Source organism: Rhizobium album (assembly GCF_003122325.1).
In the GTDB taxonomy this organism is placed as follows: domain Bacteria; phylum Pseudomonadota; class Alphaproteobacteria; order Rhizobiales; family Rhizobiaceae; genus Metarhizobium; species Metarhizobium album.
The window spans coordinates 65,757-88,088 of the sequence record NZ_QFBC01000009.1; the positions used below are offsets into that span (position 1 = coordinate 65,757).

Below are 22,332 nucleotides of genomic sequence, written 5' to 3' on the forward strand. Positions count from 1 at the left end.
AGGTTTCTCAGAGGCCGGCAGCGGCGATGGCGGCGTCCAGGCGCTCGCGTGCCTTCTTCGGCAGTTTGCCGGTCTTGACCGCGTCGAGGTTGGCCGGCGCATCACCGACTACCACGAAACCCACCATGCCCATGCCGACATGCGGCGAGCATTTTACGCCATAGGCGCCGGGCTTGTCGAAAGTAACCTTGTAGGTCTCGTTCATCTTGCTCTTGAAGGCTTCCGCACCATCGGGGATCATGTCCTTGATCGTCTCGACATTGTGGCCCTTGTCGGTCGGGATGAAGGTGACGGTGTCGCCCGGTGCGACCTTCACGAAGGCCGGCTCGAACACCATGGTGCCTTCGGCACCCTTGTTGAGCATATGCACTTCGAAATCTGCCGCTGCTGCCGGAAGCGCAAGCGCCAGAATGACCGCTGCTGCGCCGACGATGCCCTTTGCCATGATATGCACTGGAATTCTCCTTGTTGACGAACGTCAATCGTTCATGTGCAAGAGATAGGCCTGTTGCGCGCCCGTTTCTTTGCGTTTGATCAAACAAGGCAAAGGGAATTGCGTGGCGTCCTGTCGCAGGTTTCAGCGGATGCGCGTGCCGGCGCTGTCGAAGAGGAAGGATTTTGCGGCGGGCAGGCCGACAGCCAGCCGGTCGCGACTGTCGGCGTCGCGAAATCCCTTCCGCAATGCAGTTGTTGCGGGGCAGTGAAGCTTCTGCAATAGCCGTATCAGTCCGCCGCCCGGATCGCCTGCCACGCGCTTTCGATGTTGGCGAGTTTCTCGGCCTGATAGGTTTCGTAGTCGTGGAGAAACTCTTTCGAAATCCAGAAGGTAGAGGCGCCGCGCCTGCCCAGCCAGCCGACATGGCCGGCTTGTTCCGAAACCGCCAGCTTGCGCAGCAGGTGGGTGCGGCTGATGCGCAGCGGTTCGCACAACTGGCTGTAGGCGTGGACGAATGTGGGAAAACGCGTCGTGCCGGCGGGGGCGTCGTGCAGGCTGGTGATGATGGTGTCCATCAGCACGCGGCCATCGTTCATGTCGCTCAGGAAGGCGAAGATCCGCACCGGCCTCATGGTCTTTTTCGATGACAGAATGTGGTGAACGATAAGCGGATGCACCTGCGCAAGCAATTGCGGATCCTGTTGCAGTTCGGAGCGCCGGTTTCCACCGTCGAGCGCATCCAGGCTGTCCAGATGCAGGCCAAGCCAGGTGGTGAGCACCTCGACTGTTGCCGGAGCCAGCGCGACCGGGCGGGAGCGTCGGTTGGCGCCCAGCACGCTGATCTGCGCAATCTTGTAATGCAACATTTCCTCGATGAAGCTGATGGCGGTGTTGCGGCTGGCGATGCCATGCGCCTTCACCGCTTCCAGGTAATGCGCCACAACGAAACCGTGCTCGCCGCATTCGAACGCCATGGCGATTGCAAGCTGCCCCAGCAGATAGCGCTGCTGCTTGCCGAAGATTGCCGCCATTCGCGGTAGCTGCCGATGCATCGCCAGAAACGCGTTGGCCTGGGCCTTCAGCACCGGACGCAAGTCCGCATGGGCGGCAATCCTTGCCCTGTCCAGCCTCGGAGGCGGCAGGAGCGCGAACGGAAGCGGCTTCGGCAGAACGCTTTCCATGAAAGCGGACGCAGTTTGCATGAACGGGCACCTCGCAGATGGATCAAGGCGCCCTATCACGGTCAACCGGGAGCGATCTTCTCATCCAGCGCAAAGCCTGGACTTTATTAGGCGTCGGCGTGCAGCCCGGCGCGCGCATCCAAGGGTGTCATGCCATAGGCGGCGCGGAAGGCGCGGTAGAAGGTCGCCAGGCTGTCGAAGCCGCAGGCAAAGGCGATTTCGGCGACATTGCGCTCCGGCCGGCCGCGCAACAGGCCGCGAACACGCTCCAGCCGCAGGCCAGCCAGCGTGCGGGCAAAAGAGCGGCCGGAGGGCTCGAACAAGATGTGCAGTTGTCGTGGCGAGATGGAAAGTTCGCGGGCAACGTGCGCCGGCGACAGTTCCGGCCGGCGGAGATCGCGGCGGAGGATGTCACAGGCCATGTGATACAGCGCCATGCGCAGCGCCGTCCGGTTATCGGGGTCGTGCAGCCGCAGCTTGCCTGTCGCCATCAACGCCAGCCGCCCGATGGCGTCGATGCAGTCTTCGGGATCGCCCAGGAAGGCGTCGCGTGCGCCGATCGCTGAAAACAGCGCCCTCAACGGCTGCTTCACGGAAGACCGGTCTTCGATAGGGGCGGGGCTTAGATCGAAAAGCCGGTCCGAGGCGAAGTCGCGTCCGGCGAGGGGGATCTTGATCACCCTGTAACGGAAGTCGAGGTTGCCTTCCGGCATCGCCCTATAGGTCTGATCCGAGTGGCCAACCGCCAGATCATGGGCTCCGACGCGGTAGAGGTCGCGCCGGCGGCCGGTTTCCATCCACCCGCCACCTGAAACTTGCCAGCTGATCAGCAGGTTGTCGCCCGACAAGCGCGCCACATCCTCCTTCGTGCGGCTGACGCGATAGGCCGATGCCTCCATTTCGGAGACGATGGCGCCGCCATACACCTCCGCAGTGAACTGGCCGCGAAACTGGGCGCGCTTCTCGCGCTCCAATTCGATCGTGACGCCAAAGACGCTTTTTCCGCGTACTTCGCGCCAGTGGTCAAACCGATCTCCGGCAGGAATGTCATCCGTCGTGAAGCGCAGCACCCTTATGTTCCCCTGTCGGCGAATGAAATTCGAATGATGGAATATAGGGCGCTCGGTCGGTGCTAGGCAACTGCCCTGCCTCCCGGAGCGCCTGCGGCCGAACACCTCCTTCCGGACGATCCGATCAGGGTCACTCGGTGGACTGGTCGGCCCGTGGCTTCGAAGGCACGAAACTGGGCTATCTCATCGGCCAGGCCGGATATTTCCATGACGGACATCGCGCCGTCGATGATTGTTTTGCCCTGCTGGAGGTCCTGGCCCAGGGCGGGCCGGGCCCAGGCGAAACGCCGTTTGCCGAACTTTTCGCCGCAAGCCAGCGCTCGCGTGTCCGCATTTTCGCCGAACACAGCCCGTTCGACATGAAGGACCATCTGAAGGCGCGCGGCTATCGATGGTCGGATGGCAGCGACGGACGTCCGAAATCCTGGTGGGTCGAGGTTCCGGAAGAAGCCCTCGACGACGAGCTGCGATATCTGCGCGCCGAAATCTACCGCTGGCCGGACGCCGATCCGGCGGCTGAGCGCTCTCGATCAAGGCCTGAGCCTTGTCGACAAGGTGAAACCTCAGTCCCGTGTCCCGAACTTCCGCAACAATCCCGCCGTCGCCGAGAACAGCACGATCAATGTGCCGTAACCCAACGTCGTCGATGTCAGCCCGAAGATGCCGACTGCCATGCCGGCCAGCAGGGTCGGTATGCCGAAGGCGAGATAGCTGAGGGTGAACAGGGCGGCGAAGAGTTCGCCACGTTCATCCGGACGGACGACCGGGACGATGGAGCGCAGCACGCCGTAGAAGCAGGTGCCGAAGCCCGTTCCGGCAATCACCAACGCCACGAGATAGGCCGGCAAGCATTGCCAGGCGATCGCCGCCAGCGTCAGCGCGGTGCCAACAGACAGCGCCGAGGTTCCGTAGAGCGTCACCTGCCGCGAGGAATGGCGGCGCGCCATATAGCAGGCGGCGGCGCCCGCGGCGCAGAGCAGAACGATGACGCTGGCCTGCGTCACATGTGCCTCGGCACCGAAAACATGGCGGACGATCGGCGCGCCGAGCGAGAGATACAGCCCGCCCGTCGCCCAGCCCGCGACGACAGCCGGCGCGCTTCGCCAGAATGCCTTGGCGGCCGTCGCCGGCACGCCGATCCGCGGCTTGAGCGAGGCCCAGACACCTTCATGCCGCGGCGCAGTCTCGGGAATGAGCCAGATCGCCGCGGCGAACAGAACATAAGCGACGACCAGCGTGCCGAACACGTCGGCCTCCGCCATCTCGGTCACGTCCATCAGGATGCCTGCGGCAAGCGCACCCACGGCAAGCCCGCCGAGCGGGATGACGGAGTTCCACACCGAGGCGCTGCCGGGCCTGTCCTTCGGCTCGAGATCGACCACCGCCGCAGAAAGCGCCGACAGCAGCAGCCCGGCGGCGACGCCCTGCAACACCCGTGCCACGATCAACCCGCTGACGTCGCCCGCCTGCCAGAACAACAGCAGGCTCAGCGCCATCAGCGCAAAGCCGACCGAGATCACCGGCCGCCGGCCGACATGGTCCGACAGCGACCCCATGACCAGCAGCGATACCAGCAGCGCGACGGTATAGACGGCGAAGATGCCGGTGAGCGTTGCCGCCGAAAAGCCGATCTGCAGCTGCAGCATGGGATAGAAGGGTGAGGGTGCGCTGGCGCCGGCCATCATCACCGCCATTCCGGCAAGCGTTATGCGAAAACCGGCGGGGCTGCCTGTCGACAGGGGTTGTATCGTATCGGTCACAAGGCACCTGATGGTTCGAATAGTTTCGAACCATTCTCTACTGTCATTTTCTTCACGGTTCAATTAAATTCGAACCATGGCGCTCGAAATCACCGATCTCCCCCATCCCGCCCGCGACGACCTGCGGCTGACCGACGTGCTGTTCGCCTTGAGCGATCCGGAGCGCCTGGCCATCGTGCGCCAGCTCGCCGACGGACCCCTGGAAATGGCGCATTGCCATCTCTCCGATCCCTTGATGCCGAAATCGACCAAGTCGCATCTGATGAAGGTGTTGCGCGAGGCAGGCGTCATCCGCAACGAATCGCTCGGCCGCGGCCGCCGCCTCAGTATCCGCCACGAGGATCTGGAGGCACGGTTTCCGGGCTTGATCGGTTCGGTGCTCGGGGCTGCCGCCAAGGCGTAGGCGCGGTTTGAACGATACAAACGGCGCTCCGCTCCCTGGACAGCTGCTTCCAGCCGGATACGCAGATAGAGGCCTCCCGGGGTAGCGCCGAGACTTTTCTCGAACAGCCTTCCAGTTGCCGTCGCGAAAGCCCGGCCAGTTCGGCATCAAATCCGGTCGCGATCAATCAATCCGCCAAAGCGGCGCTAGCGATGGCTCGATACTGGGGGAAGGGGGCCTTCCTGTTTTTTCATCACGCGGTCGCTTCTCACCGGTATGATCACACCTTTGACGACGCCGATTATCGCGCCGATCATGCCTCCAATGACGATGCCCCCCGATCCGCCGGCGAAGACGGCGATCACACCCTGGACAATCAGGCTTCCGGCACCGGAACCGCTCGTCAGGGCCAATGTGGCAATGACGGCGATCAATGCGCCAATGATGCCGAATACAAACGCAAGGCCGGTTACCGCTTCCGATGGGTCAAGCAACCGAAGCCGGGTTCCGGCCGGTGCCCCACCGGCATCCTGCCCATGATGATCGGGATTCTCCATCACTTTTTCCTTTCCAGGCCTTATCTGTTGATCGGCTTGTCGTCTGCATCACTGAAAATACGTTCCGCCGCACCATCGGGATCATCGAACTGGCCGCTACGAAGGGACCACAAAAAGGCCCCGAGACCAACGGCGCCCATCGCCATGGCCAACGGAACCAGGAGCAGGAGCGCGCTCATTCGGCTGGCTCCATGGCTGCTAGCCCGGTTCGTTCTCGCGCGGATGGACGGTCTTCACCCACGCCCAGCCGCAACGCATTGACAACCACCGTCAGCGAAGAGGCGGACATGGCGATGGCAGCGATGAGCGGCGTCGCATGTCCGGTCAGGGCAATTGGTATGCTGACGACATTATAGGCAACGGCCAGGGCGAAATTCTGGCGGATCAGCCTTGCGGCGCTCTTCGAGACGGATAGAGACTGGACGACCGCTTCCAGACTGTCCCGCATCATGATGACATCGGCGGAACTGCGGCCGATGTCGCTGCCAGAAGCAGGCGCGATCGAGGCATGGGCGGCAGCCAGCGCCGCGGCGTCGTTTATCCCGTCGCCGACCATCAGGACGGTCTTGCCGGCAGATTGCAGGGATCGGACATAAGCAACCTTGTCCTGCGGTTGTACGCCCGCGGCAACGACATCGATGCCGGCCCGGATTGCGACCGCCTTGGCGGAAACGGATGTATCGCCCGTCAGCATGTGGACACCGAGCCCGCGACCCTTGAGACGCCTGACGGTGCGTGCGGCGCCGGCACGAAGGCGTTCGCCGAAAACGAATGCGGCGACGATTTTTCCATTGCGTCCGAGGACGGTGCGAGCATCGTCTGCCTCGCCATCTGCGGTGGCCGGCGTCGCCCACCCCCTGCGGCCGAGTGCATAGCGATCGTCGCCCAGGCGGGCCTCGATGCCCGAGCCGGCATGTTCGCGAACCTCGGTAAACGGAAAGGCTTTGCTGTTCGAGGGGTTTGCGAAAGCGGCGATCGCCTTGGCAAGCGGATGGCGCGAGTGGCTGGCCATGGCGGCGGCAAGCGCCATATCCTGCGAAGAAATCGCTTCACCATTCAGCAGCTTCGGCTCACTGGTTGTCAGCGTGCCTGTCTTGTCGAAGACAACGGTGTCGATTCTCGCCAGCCGTTCGAGCGCAGATCCCTCTTTCACGACAATGCCTTGCTCGAACAGGCGGCGGGCAGCCACGACCTGGACCATCGGCACGGCGAGACCAAGGGCGCAGGGGCAGGTGATGATGAGAACGGAGATCGAGATGGTGAGCGCCAGATGGAAGTCGCCCGTCTGGAACCACCAGAACAGCAAGGCACAAGCCGAAAGGCTGTGCACGACCGGTGCATAGAGCTGTGCGGCCCGGTCCGCGACGCTGCGATATGTGTCACGGCCGTTTTCGACGCCCTCCAGCAGGCGCGCCAGCTCCGCGACCGTCGAGGTGTCCGGCGTGGCGGTTGCCTCGATCGTCAGCGGGTTTGCCAGGTTGAGATCGCCCGCATGGACCTTTCCGCCTTCATCTGCCGGCTGTGACCGGCTTTCGCCGGTGATGAACGATCGGTCGAGGCTGGAACTGCCGGAACGGACGATAGCGTCGACGGGGATACGATCGCCCGCCGCCACGCGCAGGCGCATGCCCGGAGCGATCATGGTCAACGGAAGATAATCGGTGCTTCCATCCGGCGCGACGACCATCGCGCCCGAAGGCATCAGCCCCACCAGCGCAGCGGAGGCAGAGCGCGCCCGACGGCGCATCAGGTGTTCGAGGGTACGCCCGACGAGCAGGACGAAGAGCAGCGACGTACTGGCTTCGAAATAGGCGTGCGGTGCGCCTGCCAGCGTATCGTAGAGGCTGAGCCCGAAGGACAGGAGCACGCCGATGCTGACCGGCACGTCCATGTTGACCTTCCCATGGGAAAGCGCTTTCCAGGCCGACGTGTAATAGATCGACCCCGAATAAAGTACCGCCGGTAGCGCCAGCACCGCAGAGAGAAGGTGAAACGCCGCACGTGTATCCGGGTCCGCCCCGGCCCAGACGGAAACCGAAAGCCCCATGATGTTCATGGAGCAGAACCCGGCCACGGCCAGCGCCCGCAGCAGGAACGACATCATGCGATCTTCCCTGTCGAGGTCTTCGCCCGGAAGATGGGCGGTATAACCGGCGGAGGCGATTATACCTGCAAGATTCGGTGCTTCGCCCGTCGCGGCTCGCCAGTTGACCGTCACGCGCTTGGTGGTCAGATTGGCACGCGCCATCTCGACTTCAGGTAAGTCTCGAAGCACGTTTTCCAGCGTCGACAGGCAGGCGCCGCAACGCATATCGGGAACTGCAAGGATCGTCTGGCGCAGGCCATTGCCGAGGTCCCTGCTCGAGAGCGCCAGTTCTTCTGCCGCCGGTCCGGTCGCGGTCGGGACAGAGGACAGATCGACAGGGGCGCAACAGGACATTCAGAGCCCTCGCATGGCCTTGTAGGCGTGCCAGGTCGCGTGACCCAGCAGGGGGAAGATGATCACCAGCCCGACGAAGGCGGTCGCCAGGCCGACGATCGACAATGCCAGAACGATCGCACCCCAGACCAGCATGGGTCCGAGGTTGTTCCAGACGATGGCCCAGCTCGTTCCCATCGCCGTAAAGGCATCGGTCTGCTCGTCGAGAAGCATCGGGATCGAGAAAACACCGATCGCGAAGGCGAAGCCGGCAAACAGGGCGCCGACGGAGGCGCCGACCAGCAGCATGGCCCAGCCCATGGGCGTCGTCAGCAGCAGGTGGACGATGCCGTCGATCCCCGGGAAGGGGTTAACACCGAAGAACAGCGCGTAGATGATGACCGCCGCCCGCATCCACAGCAACATCAGCATGCAGAGCAGCATGCCGGTGAAGAATACCTGCGCTCCGGCAAGCGGCCGCACGCCCAGCATGGCGCCGATCGTCACCCGCTCGCCATTGGCAAGCGCCCGGCTTTTCAGATAGAGGCCCGTCGCAAAGAGCGGCGCCACGATCAGCAATCCGGCGAGCACAGGAAAGAGCAGGTAGTCACGCCCGTAGGCCAGCAGCGACCAGACCACCAGCGCTGCGATGCAGAAGACCGCGATGCCGTAGGCGAGGCTCAGCGATGGCTGCGTGACGAAATCCCGCCAGCCCTGCGCCAGCCAATCGAAGGGCGCGCGCGCTGGCAGATGCCGCTGCCATCGGGGATTCTGGGTCTCGTCGATCCCGGATAGCTCGCTGAGATAGCGGACCGAATCGTCTTTCTGTGACATTCCGTTCTCCCTCGTTGCTCAGCACGACGGCGATGCCGCCCGGAACGCGCCGGGCTCGTCGCCTCTTTCCTTCAGGTGGTCGAGACATTGTGGCTGACTGGTGATCGCGACGTAGACGAGATGGGCGTTTGCGCCGCAGAAGACCGCCACCACCAGGGCAGCCCAAATCCATTTCGGTATGCGCATTCCGGCCTGCTTCGCCTGCGTCGTCATGGCTTCTCCGTCCCCAGCGAATTGACGTACAGAGCCAGGATCCTGATCTGCAGCGGTGTCAGGCGTTCATCCCAGGTCGGCATATGCCCCTGCCTGCCGCCATGGATCGTCTCGATGATCCGCTCGATCGTCCCGCCGTAGATCCAGCGGTTGTCGGTGAGGTTTGGCGCACCGACATCGGCGTTCCCCTTGGCATCCTCGCCATGGCAGGATGCGCAGGTGGTGAGGAAAACCTCGCGGCCGGCCTCGATCGATCCGATATTGCTGGCCGTCGAACTCTCCGGATTGCTGAGCGAATAGACATAGGCAGCCACGTCGAGAACCTGCTTGCGCTCAAGCATCTGGTCGGCACCAAAGGATGGCATCTGTGATATGCGGCTGCTTTCATTCCGGGAGTTCACCCCGACAGTCAGCGTTTCGGCGATCTTTTCCGGCCCGCCGCCCCAGAGCCAATCGTCGTCGGTAAGGTCGGGGTAGTTGTGCCCACCCTTTCCGTCACGCCCGTGACAGGCCGCACAATTGTCACCAAAAAGCTGGTGCCCGTTCGACCGGACCTTCGCCATCAAGCCTTCATCGGCACGGATCTCGTCATAGGACAAGGTCTCTACCTGTGTGGTCCATGCTTGCCGGGCGCTGGCGGCAGCGGCGATGTTCTGTTCGACGGTCTGCTTCTGGTCGCTGCCGACCAGCCCCTTGGTATAGGTGGTGCCGAGCGGCCAGGTGGGTTCGAGCAGCCACCAGAGGGCGGCGAACAGATGCGTGACGATCAGGAAAAGAAGGATACCCCTCGGTATCGGCGTATCGAGTTCCCTGATGCCATTCCAGATATGGCCCGTCGTCCGGCGTCCGGTGACCTGGTCGGTTTCCTCTATGTCCATGGAATGTCGTCCTTGTCGAAAATCTCCGTTTCCGCTCGGGTGAACCGCTCCCGGTTGCGCGGCCAGAAGGTGTAGATGACAACGCCGATCGAGAACGCGAACAGATAGAAGAGGCCCCAGACTTTCGCGAGAGCCAGCATCGTGTCGTGGCTGAAATCCATATCGATGCCTCCTGCGTCAGTTTTCCGGGTTGGATACCTGTTGTGGTGCGTTGGTATGGTCGTGGGCCGCCTTGGTGAGGCGGCCGACGATCTGGAGATAGGCGACCAGCGCATCCATTTCGGTGACGCCCGTCTTGACGCCATCGAAGGCGGAGACCTGGGTCTCGTCGCCGTAACGTTCCGTCACGCCTGACGACTGCGTGCTGTCCGGCATCGCTTGGCCGTATGCGTCGGCGGCAGCATTCGCAATCATGTCGTCGGTATAGGGAACGCCGACGGCCCTCAGGGCGCTCAGGTGCTGGCTCAGGCTGGAGCGGTCGAGTTCGTTGGTGGCCAGCCACCTGTAGGAGGGCATGTTGGATTCCGGCACGACATCGCGCGGGTTCATCAGATGCGCGACATGCCACAGGTCGGAATATTTGCCGCCGATGCGTGCGAGGTCCGGCCCGGTCCGCTTCGATCCCCACAGCATCGGATGATCGTATTTGGATTCGACCGCGAGGGAATAAGGCCCGTAGCGTTCGACCTCGTCGCGCAGCGTCCGGATCATCTGGCTATGACAGGCATAACAGCCTTCGCGAACGTAGATATTGCGTCCAGCCACTTCCAGAGGCGTGTAAAGCCGCATGTCGGGGGCGTCTTCGACCGTTTCGGGGATGGTGAAGAGCGGCGCGATTTCGACGATGCCGCCGACACTTGCCGCCGCCACGATGGCGAGCATGAAGCCAACGGCGGTGCGTTCCAGCTTTCTATGGAGAAGTTCGCTCATCTGTCACTCCGCAGGCGCTGGCGTCGCATCGTCGTGGGCGTCGGCAGCCAAAGGCTTGTCGGCGGTCGCATCGACGACGCCGGGCACGAAACGGACGGTCATCCAGACATTGTAGGCGGCAACGATCGCCCCGATCAGGAAGAGAAGGCCGCCGAAGGCGCGGGCCATATAATAGGGATACATCGCCAGCAGCGTATCGACGAAGGAGTAGACGAGCGTATCGTCGGGCGAATAGGTCCGCCACATCAGCCCCTGGATGATGCCCGAGTTCCACATCGCGAACACATAGATGAGCGTGCCGATCAGCGCGAGCCAGAAATGCACTTCGACGAGCGCCGACGAATACATGCGCTGGCGTTTCCAGAGCGAGGGCACCAGCGTGTACATCGCGCCAAACGTGATCATTGCCACCCAGCCGAGAGCGCCGGCATGCACATGTCCCACCGTCCAGTCGGTGTAGTGCGACAGCGAATTGACCGGCCGGATTGCAAGGAAGGACCCTTCGAACGTCGACAGGCCATAGAAGAAGGCCGCCATCATGATGAAGCGCAAGGTCGCGTCGTCACGCACGCGGTGCCATGCTCCGTTCAGGGTCAGCAGCGCGTTGCCGGCCGAGGCCCAGGACGGCACCAGCAGCATCACCGAGAATGTCATGCCGAGGTTCTGCACCCAGAGCGGCATGGCGGTGTAGTGAAGATGATGGGAGCCGGCCCACATGTAGAAGAAGGTGATCCCCCAGAAACTGAGGATCGACAGCCGATAGGAGAAGATCGGCCGCTGGGCGCGGATGGGCAGGTAATAATAGAGCATGCCCAGGAAGCCGGCGGTCAGGAAGAACGCCACGGCATTGTGCCCATACCACCACTGGACCATGGCATCCTGCACGCCCGCCCAGATCGTGTAGCTTTTGGCATGGGTCAGCGAGATGGGGACTGCCAGATTGTTGATGATGTGCAGGATGGCGACCACGATGATGAACGCCATGAAATACCAGTTGGCCACATAGATATGCGGTTCCTTCCGGCGCGCCAGGGTTCTCACATAGAGAAAGAAATAGGTTACCCAGACGACGACCAGCAGGAGGTCGGCATACCATTCGGCTTCCGCATATTCCTTGGACTGGGTAACGCCCATAAAATAGCCGGAAACCGCGATAAGACAGAAGAGATTGTATCCGAAGATGACGAACCAGGGGGAGAACTGGTCGGCCAGCCGCGCCCGCGATGTCCGCTGCACCACATGAAACGAGGTGGCGATGAGTGCGTTGCCTCCGAAACCGAAAATGACGCCGGTGGTGTGTGCCGGCCTTATCCGCCCGAAACTCGACCACGCCATATCGAAGTTGAGGCTGGGCCAGGCAAGCTGCGCTGCCGCCCATACGCCGATGAACATTCCGAACACCGCCCAGACGAGCGTAAGCCCAATGCCGACCTTGATCGGATCGTCGTAGTAGCTGGCGAAGCGGCTGGCATCGGGCTCCGGTCCGAATGCCTGGGAGAAAAGCACGTATAACAGAGCGAGGCTGTAGACGAGAACCAGAACCCCGTGGATTCCGATGGGATCGAACCGTCCGCCTGCCGCCATTGCTATTCCGATAATGGCAAGGACGACAAGTACGACAACCCCCAGCTGTCTTTCCCCCGACGTTAACTGACCCATGCCCCCCTCCTGCTGCTTTCAGTAAAAATTCTGAACGTTCTATCCGAAAAATTGTTCCCTAAAAAATCCCATTTCATATCAAAAGGATAAGACCATCGTGTCGAACGACAGGAAAGACCGCGCCTCAGCTGGCGGCTTTGAGAAAAGCCGCGCCGAAGCTGGCAATCCAAGTGAACTCGACTGGAAAACTACCTTGGTCATCCGGCCAAGACAATATGCAATCATGCAAAGAATTTTTGCCGCCTTTGGAGGTCGCGCCGGTTGCGAGCTTGAGACTGTGGCCGGCTTGGGCAAACATCGCTTTGATGCCGCCCTTACGCGGCGATGCAAGGGGTTTCGATTGCGGTGTGCGTCTGAACGGCAGGAAAAACGTCCGTGCCGCGCGGGGCAGACGAGGAGATCGGGCAATTCGAGCCATCATCCGCCGCCGAACGGATGCCACGCCTGCGCCTCTGTCGCACGAGCGCTCATACGGGGAAATCGGATCACGCGCCTTCGAGCCGGCAGACCACAACGGTGAAAAACTCCCGATAGCAGAATTCAGGGCTCTGCAGCATACGATCGGGAGCGCCGGCCAGGCCCCGCCAATAGCGGTGGTCGTCGGAAGGCAGGTCGTAGTCCGCGGCGACGCTTGCGAAATAGGAGAGCAGGTCGCGCAGGTAATTTTGCGTGTGGATGCCTGCGGGCGCCCAGCGCTCCACCATCCAGCCCCTTCGCCGGACAATCTTCCAGCCTGCGTCCTCCAGCAGCGCCGGCAACCGGGAACCGCAATCCGTTCCGAGCACACCTTTCTTGCGGAACGTCTCCATCCGGGCCGCCATGAAGCGCGTGAAAATGCCGTAGTCGATCGGCCGTATCTGCAGCGACGTCGAATCGAACTCCTTGACGGCGTACAGGCCGCCCGGCTTCAGCACGCGCCCGGCTTCGGCAGCGGCCTGGCGGAATTCTGCCGGCGTCAAATATTGCATGACATTCGCGGACCAGACGCAGTCGAACGTCGCATCCGCAAAAGGCAGCGCCAGGACATTGCCGACATGTGCGCGGGCAGGCGCGCCCGAGGCCGTTGCGGCAAGCAGGGCGCCGGCCATCTCGACATTCTCGGGAGCGAGATCGAGCGCGGTAAGGGAGCCGGCCGCGCCGACCAACTCCGCGATGTGCGGCAGGAAACCACCGCTTCCGCATCCCGCGTCGAGAACGCTCCAGCCCTTGCTTATGCCGACCGCTCGCAGCGCTGCTTCATATTCCGGCCGGGAGGATTCGAAATGCAGGTCGAGCCATCCGGCGTTGCTGGCCTCGTGGCCGGCGCTTGTCGCGTTTCTCGTCATGATCCCCTCACGTTGCCTGGTCGCCCGGATGCCGCGACCGGAATGGCCGGGAGCGAAGGCGCGCATGAAAGCGCGTGGGCAACCGGACGATCATCGCACATAAATCGACGTTGCCGCATCCGCCGGCCAATCGAGGCCGCTTATTTCGACCACCAGCTTCCGCCGCAGCGCCCGCACGTAGTCGGCAGGGTCCTTCGACACCGCCACGAAGGCACCCGGACCGCCGATGACGGCCGCGTGGAGATAACCGGGGAGATCATGTGTCACTCCCTCCTCCGAACGGTCAAGGGCAATGGCATTGATGACATGCCCCTCGGCGAGAGCCTGCCGGCGGCTGACCTCGACGGGCAGGCCGTCATTGTTCGTGCCGTTCACCGAAACGTCGATCACGGTTTTCGCCGCCTTGCCCTCCCAGGCGCGCAGCGACAGGCTGGCGGCATCGATGGCGAAGGAAATCGACGTCCGTCCGCCACGGCTACGGCCGCGGCCGGTGTCGCCGTATTGTTCTATCGCCTCGGCTGCCGCATTGGCCTGAGCCTCGTTGCAGACGAGCCGCCACGGCAGGACGGTGCGCAGGCTGCCGACGCTTGCCCATTCGAAATAGGTGACGGCGATGCAGCCGGCGCGGCCTTGTTTGATGGCGGCAACAACCTCGCGCGAGCGCAGGGCCTCGGCATGCCCGAGCCTTTGCCGATCCGCGCGCACCGGATCGATCGAGGTGGAACTGTCGACGGCGAAGACGATGGCCGCATCCACCTCCGGCGGATTGGCCGCCGTCGCTGGCCAGATCTGCCCAGCAAGCAGGCAGGCTGAAACAGTGAACGATTTCAGGCGCGACATATCGGTTTCCTCCCGGCATTCGAAACGGTCGACAGCGACGAGGCGCAGCGTCAGGCAAGCTTAGGAAACCGGTGGACAGGCGTCCTGAAAACGGTTTGAAATCTTCCTGAAATCCGGCATGGGCGGAAAAACGATGATGATTCTGATCGATCAGCGCGAAGTGCGCGACGACGACGGCCGCCCCGTCGAGTTGCGGCGGCGCTCGTTCAACCTGCTGATGCTCCTCGCCGACAATGCAGGACAGGTTATCTCCAAGGAAACCCTGATCGATGGCAATTGGCCGAATGTCACGGCGAGCGACGAATCGCTCGCGCGCTGCATCTCGGACATCCGCGGCGCGCTTGGTGTAAAATACCGGCACAATCTGCGCACCTTTCCGGGACGCGGCTATCTGCTGGAAGGAACGAAAACCGAAGCGGGAAACGGCGTCAGGCTGCGATGCGCTGAGGGGGCGGCAGAAAGCGCTCGCGGGGCGGAGAAACCCTCGCTGGCCGTCCTGCCGTTTGCCGACATGACCGGCGATGCCGATCAGGCCTATCTCGCCCTCGGCATCGCTGATGACCTTATCGTCACGCTCAGCCGTATCCGCTGGTTTTACGTTATCGGCCGGAATTCCTCCTTCGCCGTCCGGAAGGAGGATGGCGACTTTCGCCGGATAGGACGCGAACTCGGCGCACATTACGTTCTCGCCGGAACCTTGCGCCGGGACGGCCGGCGCCTGCGGCTGACGGCCCGGCTGGTCGAGGCCGAAACCTGCCGCCAGGTCTGGGCCGGCCGGTTCGAGGGCGATCTCGACGATGTCTTTGCCCTGCAGGACAGGATCGCGAGGGACGTGACACTCGCCATTGAGCCGAGCCTTCAGACGGCGGAAGTGGAAAAGGCCCGGAAGAAGCGGACCGACGACCTGGGCGCCTATGATCTCTATCTTCGCTCCCTGCCGCTTTTCCACGCCTACACGCGGGAAGGCTTCGCAGAAGCCGAAACCCTGCTGCGCATGGCGTTGAGGCATGATCCGAACTATGTCGACGCCCTTGCCGCGCTTGCCGATTGCGTCGGCCGGATGGCCCTCAACGGTTGGCGCGACGATATCGAGAAAGCCTATGCGGAAAGCTGCAGCCTTGCCGAGCGCGCCGTCCTCGCCGATCCGGAGCATCCCGCCGCGCTCGCCACCGCTGCCTGGGCCTCGGCCATGTTCGGAGAAAAATTCGAGCGCGCATCCGACCTTGCCGACCGGGCGCTGGCACTCCACCCGGATACGCCCGCCATCCGTTCCTATTGCGGCTGGGTCTTCGTCTATACGGGCCAGTGCCAGCGCGCCATCGAGCAATTCGAGGCGGCTCGCAGGCTCAGCCCGCTCGATCCGCGCAGCTACTTCTTCCTGCTGGGCCTGGCGGGAGCGCGTTTTTTTCTGAAGGACTTCGAGGCGACGATCACATTGGCACGGCGCATCATCGTGGAATCGCCCGCGCATATCATCGCGCACCGGTTCCTCGCGGCCGCGCTTGCCCTTTCCGGGCGGAAGGAAGACGCCAGGATCGTGCTGTCACGCATTCTGGAGCTTCAGCCGGATTATAGCCTCGAACACGCCCGCCGCAGCCGGATGGGGCACGACTGGATGATGACCCTGTGGATCGAAGGACTGGCGCAAGCGGGTTTGCCGGAGCATGAGGCGCACTTGTGAAATTATCGCATTCTGGACTGCTGCCCTGCCGCCGATGACGAAAGAGACAACCAAGCTTCTTGCCGCGCGGGCGATCCAGGCGTCCAGATCAACCGGAGGCTTTTCGGCGCACCATTTCGTGACGGCTCGTCCTGCACGCAGAATCGCCTCTGTGTCGGACAATGCAGCAAAAACAAAGGGATACCCTAGCGGAAATAGGTGGCGATACGCTGGCCGTCGATCATGTGGATGGCGAATGCGGTGCCGTAGATGGCTTCGAGCACCTCGGCGCGGACGATCTCTTCGGGGCTTCCCTGTTCGGCGACACGACCGTTCTTCATGGCGATGATGCGGTCGGAGTGACAAGACGCGAAGTTGATGTCGTGCAGCACAACGACGACGGTCTTGCCAAGATCTTCCGCCGCCCGGCGCAGCAGGCGCATCATCGTCACCGCATGCTTGATGTCGAGGTTGTTGAGCGGTTCGTCGAACAGCATGTAGTCGGTGTCCTGGCAGAGCACCATGGCGACGAAGGCGCGCTGGCGCTGGCCGCCGGACAATTCGTCGAGGAACCGTCCCTTCAGGCCGTCAAGCTCGAGATAGGCAAGCGCCCGGTCGATATGGCGGCCGTCGTCCACCGTCAGCCGGCCCTTGTTGTGGGGATAGCGGCCGAAGGCGACGAGATCGCGCACCGTCAGCCGCGCCGTCATGGCATTGTCCTGCCGCAGGATCGACAGGCGCCGCGCCAGCACGTCGCCGGGTGTCCTCGTCACGTCCAGCCCATCCACTGTCACCGTGCCGGCATCCATGCCGATCAGGCGGCTGATCATCGACAACAGCGTGGATTTTCCCGCCCCGTTCGGGCCGATGATCGAGGTGAGGCCGCCGCCGGCCAGCGTCAGGTCGACGCCGTCGACCACCAGCGTGCCGCCATACCGTTTCGAGACGTTGTCGATGCGGATCATCTGGCCGCTCCCCGGATCAGCAGAAGAATGAAGAACAGGCCGCCGACGAACTCGATGACGATGCCGAGCGCGGTATCGAAGGCGAAGATGCGTTCTAGCACGATCTGGCCGCCGACCAGTGCGATCATGGCGAACAGGACGGCGGCGGGCAAGACATGGCGGTGCCGGCTGTCCGGCATCATCTGATAGGCGAGGCTTGCCACCAGCAGGCCGAAGAAGGTGACCGGGCCGACCAGCGCCGTCGAGGCGGAGACGAGCACGGCGACGACGACGAGGATGATCGTCGTGACGCGGCGATGCGGAACGCCGAGCCCGATCGCCATCTCGCGACCGAGTGCCAGCACGTCGAACGTATGGGCGACACGCCAGGCGACGAGCGTGGCAGCCGCTATCATCAGCGCGGCGATGCCGAGCAGGTCGCTTTCCACCGTGTTGAAGCTGGCGAACAGCCTGTCCTGCAGCACGATGAAATCGTTGGGATCGATGATCCGCTGCATGAACTGCGACAGGCTGCGGAACAAGACGCCGAAGATGATGCCGACGAGCAACAACTGGTGCAGGCTGCGCGCCGCGCCGGAAAACAGCCAGCGGTAGAGGACGCAGGAAAACAGGATCATCGCGCCGCATTCCACCAAAAACATCAGCCGCGGATCGGCGGATGAAACCCGCGTCGCGCCGAACATCAGGATAAAACCCGTCTGGATCAAGGCGTAGAGCGCGTCAAACCCCATGATCGACGGCGTCAGGATGCGGTTGTTGGTGATGGTCTGGAACAGCACGGTGGAGACGGCGATCGAGAAGGCGACGAGCAGCATGGCGGCCAGCTTCTTGCCGCGGAAAGGCAGGATGAAGCTCCAGCTGCCCTTGGCGCCTAGCGTCATGAACAGGGCGCAGGCAACCAGCGCGACGGCCCCGGCCACCAGCAGGATACCGAGCGGCGGCATCTTCCGCTTCGCCTCAGGCAACACCGGCTTGCCTCCTCAAGACGAGGTAGAGGAAGAAGGCACTGCCGACGGCGCCGAGCACGGTGCCGACGGGAATTTCGAACGGTGCGATGACGAGCCGGCCGATGATGTCGCAGGCGAGCACCAGCCCGGAGCCGCAGAGCGCCACCCAGGGCAGGGACTTGCGCAGGCTGTCGCCGGTCGTCATGCTGACGATATTGGGAACGATCAGGCCGACGAAGGGCACCATGCCGACGGTAACGACGACGCAGGCGGTGACGACCGAAATGATGACGAGGCCGAAGGCCGTCACACGGCGATAGTTGAGCCCGAGATTGGTGGCGAACTCCTCGCCCATGCCGATGACGGTGAAGCGGTCGGCGGCGACATAGGCAAGCAGCGTCAGGAACAGCGACACCCACAGCAGTTCGTAGCGGCCGCGCAGCACGGCGGAGAAGTCGCCGGTGGTCCAGCTGGCCAGCGATTGCAGCATGTCGTAGCGATAGGCGAAGAAGGTGGTGCCGGCATCCACAACGCCGCCGAGCATGATGCCGATCAACGGCACCATCAGCGGCGAGCGCAGCGGGATCTTGCGCAGCACGAGCAGGAAGATCGCGGTCCCCGCCAGTGCGAAGCCGGTGGACACCAGCATGCGGACATAGACCGGCAGGCCGGGCGCCAGCAGCAGCACGCAAAGCATGCCGAGGCTTGCCCATTCGACCGTGCCGGCCGTGGACGGCTCGACGAAACGGTTACGCGCGAGCATCTGCATGATCGTGCCGGAGACGGCCATGCCGGCACCGGCAAAGATCAGCGCCAGCAGGCGCGGGATCCGGCTTTCCATAAGCACCAGCACGGCCGTCCTGTCGCCCGACCAGATGGCGGCCAGCGACACGTCGCTGACGCCGACAAAAAGGCTCGTTGCAGCCAGCAACGCCAGAACCAGAAATGCGACAAGGAATTTGAGCAGCAACATGATCACGGGGCAAGCGGTGAAACGGCGGGCGGCCGGAGGGCCGCCCGGCCCCATCAGCCCTTGTTCAGCGCCGATGTCAATTGGTCGACCGTATTCTGGATGGCGGTGATGCCGCCGCCGACGAGATACCAGGAGGCGGCGTCGAGATAAACGACATGGCCATTCTTCCAGGCTTTCGTGCGCTGCACGATCTCATTGTCGAGATATTGCGCCGCAGCCGTGCCCTCCCGGCCGATCGCCGCATCGCGGTCGATGACGAAAAGCCAGTCCGGATTGGTTTCGAGGATGTATTCGAAAGAAATCGCCTGGCCGTGATTGCCGACATGCGTCGTCTCGGCGGCTGGCTGGACGCCGTAGACGCTGTGGATCATGCCGAAGCGCGAGCCCGGACCGAAGGCGCTCATCTTGCCGCCGGTGGTCAGCACGAGAAGACCCTTGCCCTTGTCGGCCGCCGATGCCTTCAGGGCGGCAATGGAGGTGTCGAGCGCACCGATCAGCCTGTCTGCCTCGGAGCGCTTGTCGAACACCGTCGCCAGCGTGACGACGTTGTTCTTGGCTTCGTCCATGAAATTGTCGGCGCTGACGGACAGGTCGATGGTCGGCGCGATCTTGGCAAGCTCGCCATATTTTGCCGCCGAGCGGCCGGCGACGATGATCAGGTCCGGGGCTGCGGCGTTGACCGCTTCGTAATCCGGTTCGAACAGCGTGCCGACCTTGACGTACTTGTCGTCATTGTACTGCGACAGGTATGCCGGCTTGACGCCGCCTGGCACGCCCTGGATCTCGACGCCGAGGGCCCCCAGTGTATCCAGCGATGCAAGGTCGAAGACCACGACCTTCTGCGGCGTGCCGGCGATCGTCGTTTCGCCCTGCTTGTGCTTGACGACGAGATCGGCAGCCTGGGCGAGGCCGCCGACGAAGAGCGCGCCGAGGGCGGCAACGGTTGCCAGCGACAGTCTCGATCGATTGAATAGCATTGTCTTTCTCCTGCTGAATGCGATCGCCGGCTCGACCCCGATCGGATCGAAACCTTCTTTTCGCTTCGGATATCGGCAATTCGCCGACGAAATATGGCCCCGGACGTCAGCCCGGAGCCCGTATCACGGCTTGGCGCCCACCGGCGCCGCCCGATGCGGCCGCCGGCTCCGGCCTGTCCTCAAAAGGTCTTGCTCATGCTGATCCAGTACCGCCGGCCTTCGCCGATGGTGTTGAAGTCCGTCGGTTCGACTTCCTTGTCGAAGACGTTGTAGACGGCGGCATTGAGGATCGTGCTGTCGTTGAAGGCATATTTCACGCCGAGATCGACGGTGGCATAGGCATCGTATTTGCGGCCGGCTGCGCCGTTGATGGTGACCGGGGTGCCGCTGGTGCCGATGCGGGCGCCGGAGGCGATTTCCGAACCGTGGTAATTGAACAGCACCCAGCTCTCCAGGCCCTCGATCGGCGTCACCCAGTCGGCACGCAGATTGGCCATGTGTTCCGGCGTACGGGCGAGCGGGAAGCCGGCATAGGCGCCGGTGCGCTGCTCGGAATCGGTGTAGGTATAGCTGCCGCGCAGCGAAAGATCCGTGGTCGCATGCCAGGTGGCGGTCAGCTCGACGCCCTGGATGACGGCGTCGTCGATATTGTAGTTGTACCAGAGCCTATAGTTCGGGTCCTCGCTCCAGCGCACCGGCTGGCCGTTGGCGTCGAGCACCAGCGCGTTGGAAATCTTGTCCTTGAAATCCGTGTAGAAATAGGTGGCGCCGAGGATGACGTCGCCATTGTCCCAGACGGCGCCGATTTCATAGCTGGTGCTCGATTCCGCCTTGAGGCTGGGATCGGCGATGATCACGCCGCAGGTGCCGTTCGGGCCGTAGGAGCAACCGCCGCCGCCCGTCGTATAGGCGTAACCCGGCGCAATGTTGCGAATGTCCGGAGCGCGGAAACCCGTGGAAACGCCGCCCTTGACGGTGATCTGGTCCGTGGCGTTCCAGACGCCGTAGAGGCGCGGGCTCAGATGATAGCCGTATTCTTCGTGATGGTCGGCGCGCAGGCCGGCGGTCAGCGCGAAGTTGTCGACGATGCGCCACTCGTCTTCGGCAAACAGCGCCCACTGGGTGGCCGAGAAGGTTTCGTCGATACCGGTGCGGCGGCCGGGATTCTGGTCGGTCAGGCGCGCCTCGAAATATTGGCCTCCGGTGACGAGCGTGTGCGAGCCGCCGAGATCGAACGGCGTGGTGAACTTGCCGTCGATGACGGTGTTGCGAATTTCCGGCGAGCGGGCGTTTTCGACGTAGCGGCTTCGCGCCGGCGTGTAATTGTAGTTCAGCCGCTCCGCCCATTCCTGCGAAATGGAGAATTCCGACGTCGTCGGTCCCCAGCGGCCGACATGGGTCAGCGACCAGTGATCGCGGCTGTTGTCGCTGTAGGTGCCGTTGGCGGTCGCGTCCAGCGTGCGGCCGGCATTGGCCTCGCGCCGGACATTGGTATGGCCGCCCTCGAGGAAGATGTCGTGGTTCTCGTTCGGCGTGAAGGTCAGGCGGCCGGTGATGTAGAGCTCCTTGGCGCCGGTGATGCCGCTCAGTTCTCGGTCTTCGCTGCGCTTGAGGCCACGGCCCCAGATCTGCAGGCCGAGCATGTCCTGATAGACGGGGCCGTTGGCGTAAAACGAGCCCTGCGCCGTGTTGCCGAACTTGTCGTGCTCCTGCACCGTCGCATCGGTGGTGATGGTGCCGCTCCAGGTGTCGGTCACCTTGCGGGTGATGATGTTGATGACGCCGCCCATGGCATCCGAACCGTAGAGCGACGACATCGGGCCGCGCACGACCTCGATCCGCTCGATGGCCGAAACCGGCGGCAGGTAGTTCTGCTCGTAGCCGGAATTGCCGTTGGTGCGGGCGTCACGGGTGCTCTGGCGCTTGCCGTCGACGAGGATCAGGGTGTAGGCGCCGGGCAGGCCGCGGATGTAGATGTCCTTTTCATTGGCAACGCCGGTCACGGCGACGCCCTGGACTTCCCGCAGCGCATCGGTGAGGTCGCGGTAGGCGCCGCGCTCCAGATCCTCGCGGGTGACGACCGTGATGCTGGCGGGAGCATCCTTGACGTTCTGTTCGAAACCCGCCGCCGTGACGACGATGTTCTTCAGTTTCGTCTCCTCGCCGTCCTGTGCGACAACAGCACCCGGCGCGGAGAGCATCGTCCCCGCCAGAGCCAGACGCGTCACATGCCGCCAGCCGACAGGCCGCGCCGCGCGCGACACATGAGCTGATCTGCCTGGAACTCCTGCCGTCAAACCACCCCGCATTACCGTAACCCCCATGT

The 22,332-nt window shown here is 63.1% G+C and carries 23 protein-coding genes and 1 pseudogene; 3 read left to right on the forward strand and 21 right to left on the reverse strand.

All coding sequences use genetic code 11. From position 1 onward, the window contains the following. Nucleotides 1-7 precede the first annotated feature (7 nt). The 3 genes from DEM27_RS19060 to DEM27_RS19070 form a co-directional block, all read right to left on the reverse strand. Nucleotides 8-454 (reverse strand): pseudoazurin, encoded by a 447-nt coding sequence (locus tag DEM27_RS19060; RefSeq protein WP_109459841.1) that lies wholly within the window; start codon nucleotides 452-454, stop codon nucleotides 8-10. 269 nt (nucleotides 455-723) lie between these two features. Next, nucleotides 724-1,638, reverse strand: a complete 915-nt coding sequence (locus DEM27_RS19065; protein WP_128755530.1) for a hypothetical protein — start codon at nucleotides 1,636-1,638, stop codon at nucleotides 724-726. 86 nt (nucleotides 1,639-1,724) lie between these two features. Continuing rightward, nucleotides 1,725-2,687 carry an AraC family transcriptional regulator gene (locus tag DEM27_RS19070; RefSeq protein WP_109459843.1) on the reverse strand — a complete coding sequence of 321 codons (963 nt, stop codon included), beginning with the start codon at nucleotides 2,685-2,687 and terminating at the stop codon, nucleotides 1,725-1,727. Between the two features lie 137 nt (nucleotides 2,688-2,824). Between DEM27_RS19070 and DEM27_RS34680 the strand changes: the two are divergent. Beyond that, nucleotides 2,825-3,211, forward strand: a pseudogene (locus DEM27_RS34680) (3'-5' exonuclease); the annotation flags it as partial. 39 nt (nucleotides 3,212-3,250) lie between these two features. On the opposite strand, the gene DEM27_RS19080 reads toward DEM27_RS34680, so the two are convergent. Next, nucleotides 3,251-4,447, reverse strand: coding sequence for an MFS transporter (locus tag DEM27_RS19080; RefSeq protein WP_205908925.1), 1,197 nt, complete (start codon nucleotides 4,445-4,447; stop codon nucleotides 3,251-3,253). Between the two features lie 76 nt (nucleotides 4,448-4,523). On the opposite strand from DEM27_RS19080, the gene DEM27_RS19085 reads away from it, so the two are divergent. After that, nucleotides 4,524-4,850: an ArsR/SmtB family transcription factor gene (locus DEM27_RS19085; RefSeq protein WP_109459845.1), complete on the forward strand. Its 327-nt coding sequence runs from the start codon at nucleotides 4,524-4,526 to the stop codon at nucleotides 4,848-4,850. A 185-nt stretch (nucleotides 4,851-5,035) separates the two neighbouring features. On the opposite strand, the gene DEM27_RS19090 is transcribed toward DEM27_RS19085, so the two are convergent. The 12 genes from DEM27_RS19090 to DEM27_RS19140 form a co-directional block, all read right to left on the reverse strand. Further along, a complete protein-coding gene (locus DEM27_RS19090; protein WP_109459846.1) occupies nucleotides 5,036-5,386 on the reverse strand; it encodes a hypothetical protein in 351 nt (116 codons plus the stop codon). 20 nt (nucleotides 5,387-5,406) lie between these two features. Continuing rightward, the gene (ccoS, locus tag DEM27_RS19095) at nucleotides 5,407-5,565 is read right to left on the reverse strand and encodes a cbb3-type cytochrome oxidase assembly protein CcoS (protein ID WP_109459847.1); all 159 of its coding nucleotides are present in this window, start codon (nucleotides 5,563-5,565) and stop codon (nucleotides 5,407-5,409) included. Continuing rightward, nucleotides 5,562-7,826 carry a heavy metal translocating P-type ATPase gene (locus DEM27_RS19100; protein ID WP_109459848.1) on the reverse strand — a complete coding sequence of 755 codons (2,265 nt, stop codon included), beginning with the start codon at nucleotides 7,824-7,826 and terminating at the stop codon, nucleotides 5,562-5,564. The genes ccoS and DEM27_RS19100 overlap by 4 nt, the downstream gene beginning before the upstream one ends. Next, nucleotides 7,827-8,639, reverse strand: a complete 813-nt coding sequence (locus DEM27_RS19105; protein WP_109459849.1) for a DUF2189 domain-containing protein — start codon at nucleotides 8,637-8,639, stop codon at nucleotides 7,827-7,829. Between the two features lie 18 nt (nucleotides 8,640-8,657). Further along, entirely contained in the window at nucleotides 8,658-8,852 is a 195-nt protein-coding gene (locus tag DEM27_RS19110; protein ID WP_109459850.1) for a hypothetical protein, read from the reverse strand. Beyond that, nucleotides 8,849-9,730, reverse strand: coding sequence for a cytochrome-c oxidase, cbb3-type subunit III (ccoP, locus tag DEM27_RS19115; RefSeq protein ID WP_109459851.1), 882 nt, complete (start codon nucleotides 9,728-9,730; stop codon nucleotides 8,849-8,851). Before ccoP ends, DEM27_RS19110 begins: the two co-directional genes overlap by 4 nt. Beyond that, entirely contained in the window at nucleotides 9,721-9,891 is a 171-nt protein-coding gene (locus DEM27_RS19120) for a cbb3-type cytochrome c oxidase subunit 3 (protein WP_109459852.1), read from the reverse strand. Before DEM27_RS19120 ends, ccoP begins: the two co-directional genes overlap by 10 nt. Nucleotides 9,892-9,907: 16 nt before the next feature. Then, complete coding sequence (gene ccoO, locus DEM27_RS19125) at nucleotides 9,908-10,660, reverse strand: cytochrome-c oxidase, cbb3-type subunit II (protein WP_109459853.1); 753 nt, start codon at nucleotides 10,658-10,660, stop codon at nucleotides 9,908-9,910. Nucleotides 10,661-10,663: 3 nt separating this feature from the next. Further along, complete coding sequence (gene ccoN / locus DEM27_RS19130) at nucleotides 10,664-12,319, reverse strand: cytochrome-c oxidase, cbb3-type subunit I (protein ID WP_109459854.1); 1,656 nt, start codon at nucleotides 12,317-12,319, stop codon at nucleotides 10,664-10,666. Nucleotides 12,320-12,443: 124 nt separating this feature from the next. Then, nucleotides 12,444-12,737 (reverse strand): hypothetical protein, encoded by a 294-nt coding sequence (locus DEM27_RS33630; protein ID WP_128755531.1) that lies wholly within the window; start codon nucleotides 12,735-12,737, stop codon nucleotides 12,444-12,446. A 67-nt stretch (nucleotides 12,738-12,804) separates the two neighbouring features. Beyond that, nucleotides 12,805-13,644: a class I SAM-dependent methyltransferase gene (locus DEM27_RS19135; RefSeq protein WP_109459855.1), complete on the reverse strand. Its 840-nt coding sequence runs from the start codon at nucleotides 13,642-13,644 to the stop codon at nucleotides 12,805-12,807. A 90-nt stretch (nucleotides 13,645-13,734) separates the two neighbouring features. After that, nucleotides 13,735-14,484, reverse strand: coding sequence for a DUF1194 domain-containing protein (locus DEM27_RS19140; protein ID WP_109459856.1), 750 nt, complete (start codon nucleotides 14,482-14,484; stop codon nucleotides 13,735-13,737). Between the two features lie 133 nt (nucleotides 14,485-14,617). Between DEM27_RS19140 and DEM27_RS19145 the strand changes: the two genes are divergently transcribed. Then, the gene (locus tag DEM27_RS19145) at nucleotides 14,618-16,165 is read left to right on the forward strand and encodes a winged helix-turn-helix domain-containing protein (RefSeq protein WP_165823490.1); all 1,548 of its coding nucleotides are present in this window, start codon (nucleotides 14,618-14,620) and stop codon (nucleotides 16,163-16,165) included. 185 nt (nucleotides 16,166-16,350) lie between these two features. Here the strand turns inward: DEM27_RS19145 and DEM27_RS19150 are convergent, their stop codons facing one another. From DEM27_RS19150 to DEM27_RS19170, 5 genes are all read right to left on the reverse strand, one after another. Then, nucleotides 16,351-17,109, reverse strand: coding sequence for an iron ABC transporter ATP-binding protein (locus DEM27_RS19150; protein ID WP_109459858.1), 759 nt, complete (start codon nucleotides 17,107-17,109; stop codon nucleotides 16,351-16,353). After that, nucleotides 17,106-18,053, reverse strand: a complete 948-nt coding sequence (locus DEM27_RS19155) for an iron chelate uptake ABC transporter family permease subunit (protein WP_109459859.1) — start codon at nucleotides 18,051-18,053, stop codon at nucleotides 17,106-17,108. The genes DEM27_RS19150 and DEM27_RS19155 overlap by 4 nt, the downstream gene beginning before the upstream one ends. 13 nt (nucleotides 18,054-18,066) lie before the next feature. Then, nucleotides 18,067-19,029 (reverse strand): ABC transporter permease, encoded by a 963-nt coding sequence (locus tag DEM27_RS19160; protein ID WP_109459989.1) that lies wholly within the window; start codon nucleotides 19,027-19,029, stop codon nucleotides 18,067-18,069. Between the two features lie 53 nt (nucleotides 19,030-19,082). Then, nucleotides 19,083-20,006: a siderophore ABC transporter substrate-binding protein gene (locus tag DEM27_RS19165; protein ID WP_109459860.1), complete on the reverse strand. Its 924-nt coding sequence runs from the start codon at nucleotides 20,004-20,006 to the stop codon at nucleotides 19,083-19,085. Nucleotides 20,007-20,185: 179 nt separating this feature from the next. After that, nucleotides 20,186-22,207, reverse strand: coding sequence for a TonB-dependent receptor domain-containing protein (locus DEM27_RS19170; RefSeq protein ID WP_109459861.1), 2,022 nt, complete (start codon nucleotides 22,205-22,207; stop codon nucleotides 20,186-20,188). Between the last annotated feature and the right edge of the window lie 125 nt (nucleotides 22,208-22,332).

Excerpts from the sequence above, each read along its gene's own strand:
- DEM27_RS19155 (WP_109459859.1), bottom strand. The coding sequence starts at position 18,053 with ATGCCGCCGCTCGGTATCCTGCTGGTGGCCGGGGCCGTCGCGCTGGTT.
- DEM27_RS19150 (WP_109459858.1), bottom strand. The coding sequence starts at position 17,109 with ATGATCCGCATCGACAACGTCTCGAAACGGTATGGCGGCACGCTGGTG.
- DEM27_RS33630 (WP_128755531.1), bottom strand. The coding sequence starts at position 12,737 with ATGGCTCGAATTGCCCGATCTCCTCGTCTGCCCCGCGCGGCACGGACG.
- DEM27_RS19160 (WP_109459989.1), bottom strand. The coding sequence starts at position 19,029 with ATGTTGCTGCTCAAATTCCTTGTCGCATTTCTGGTTCTGGCGTTGCTG.
- DEM27_RS19170 (WP_109459861.1), bottom strand. The coding sequence starts at position 22,207 with ATGCTCTCCGCGCCGGGTGCTGTTGTCGCACAGGACGGCGAGGAGACG.
- DEM27_RS19105 (WP_109459849.1), bottom strand. The coding sequence starts at position 8,639 with ATGTCACAGAAAGACGATTCGGTCCGCTATCTCAGCGAGCTATCCGGG.
- DEM27_RS19110 (WP_109459850.1), bottom strand. The coding sequence starts at position 8,852 with ATGACGACGCAGGCGAAGCAGGCCGGAATGCGCATACCGAAATGGATT.
- DEM27_RS19090 (WP_109459846.1), bottom strand. The coding sequence starts at position 5,386 with ATGGAGAATCCCGATCATCATGGGCAGGATGCCGGTGGGGCACCGGCC.
- ccoO (WP_109459853.1), bottom strand. The coding sequence starts at position 10,660 with ATGAGCGAACTTCTCCATAGAAAGCTGGAACGCACCGCCGTTGGCTTC.
- ccoS (WP_109459847.1), bottom strand. The coding sequence starts at position 5,565 with ATGAGCGCGCTCCTGCTCCTGGTTCCGTTGGCCATGGCGATGGGCGCC.
- ccoP (WP_109459851.1), bottom strand. The coding sequence starts at position 9,730 with ATGGACATAGAGGAAACCGACCAGGTCACCGGACGCCGGACGACGGGC.
- DEM27_RS19065 (WP_128755530.1), bottom strand. The coding sequence starts at position 1,638 with ATGCAAACTGCGTCCGCTTTCATGGAAAGCGTTCTGCCGAAGCCGCTT.
- DEM27_RS19145 (WP_165823490.1), top strand. The coding sequence starts at position 14,618 with ATGATGATTCTGATCGATCAGCGCGAAGTGCGCGACGACGACGGCCGC.
- DEM27_RS19135 (WP_109459855.1), bottom strand. The coding sequence starts at position 13,644 with ATGACGAGAAACGCGACAAGCGCCGGCCACGAGGCCAGCAACGCCGGA.
- ccoN (WP_109459854.1), bottom strand. The coding sequence starts at position 12,319 with ATGGGTCAGTTAACGTCGGGGGAAAGACAGCTGGGGGTTGTCGTACTT.
- DEM27_RS19165 (WP_109459860.1), bottom strand. The coding sequence starts at position 20,006 with ATGCTATTCAATCGATCGAGACTGTCGCTGGCAACCGTTGCCGCCCTC.
- DEM27_RS19140 (WP_109459856.1), bottom strand. The coding sequence starts at position 14,484 with ATGTCGCGCCTGAAATCGTTCACTGTTTCAGCCTGCCTGCTTGCTGGG.
- DEM27_RS19100 (WP_109459848.1), bottom strand. The coding sequence starts at position 7,826 with ATGTCCTGTTGCGCCCCTGTCGATCTGTCCTCTGTCCCGACCGCGACC.
- DEM27_RS19085 (WP_109459845.1), top strand. The coding sequence starts at position 4,524 with ATGGCGCTCGAAATCACCGATCTCCCCCATCCCGCCCGCGACGACCTG.
- DEM27_RS19120 (WP_109459852.1), bottom strand. The coding sequence starts at position 9,891 with ATGGATTTCAGCCACGACACGATGCTGGCTCTCGCGAAAGTCTGGGGC.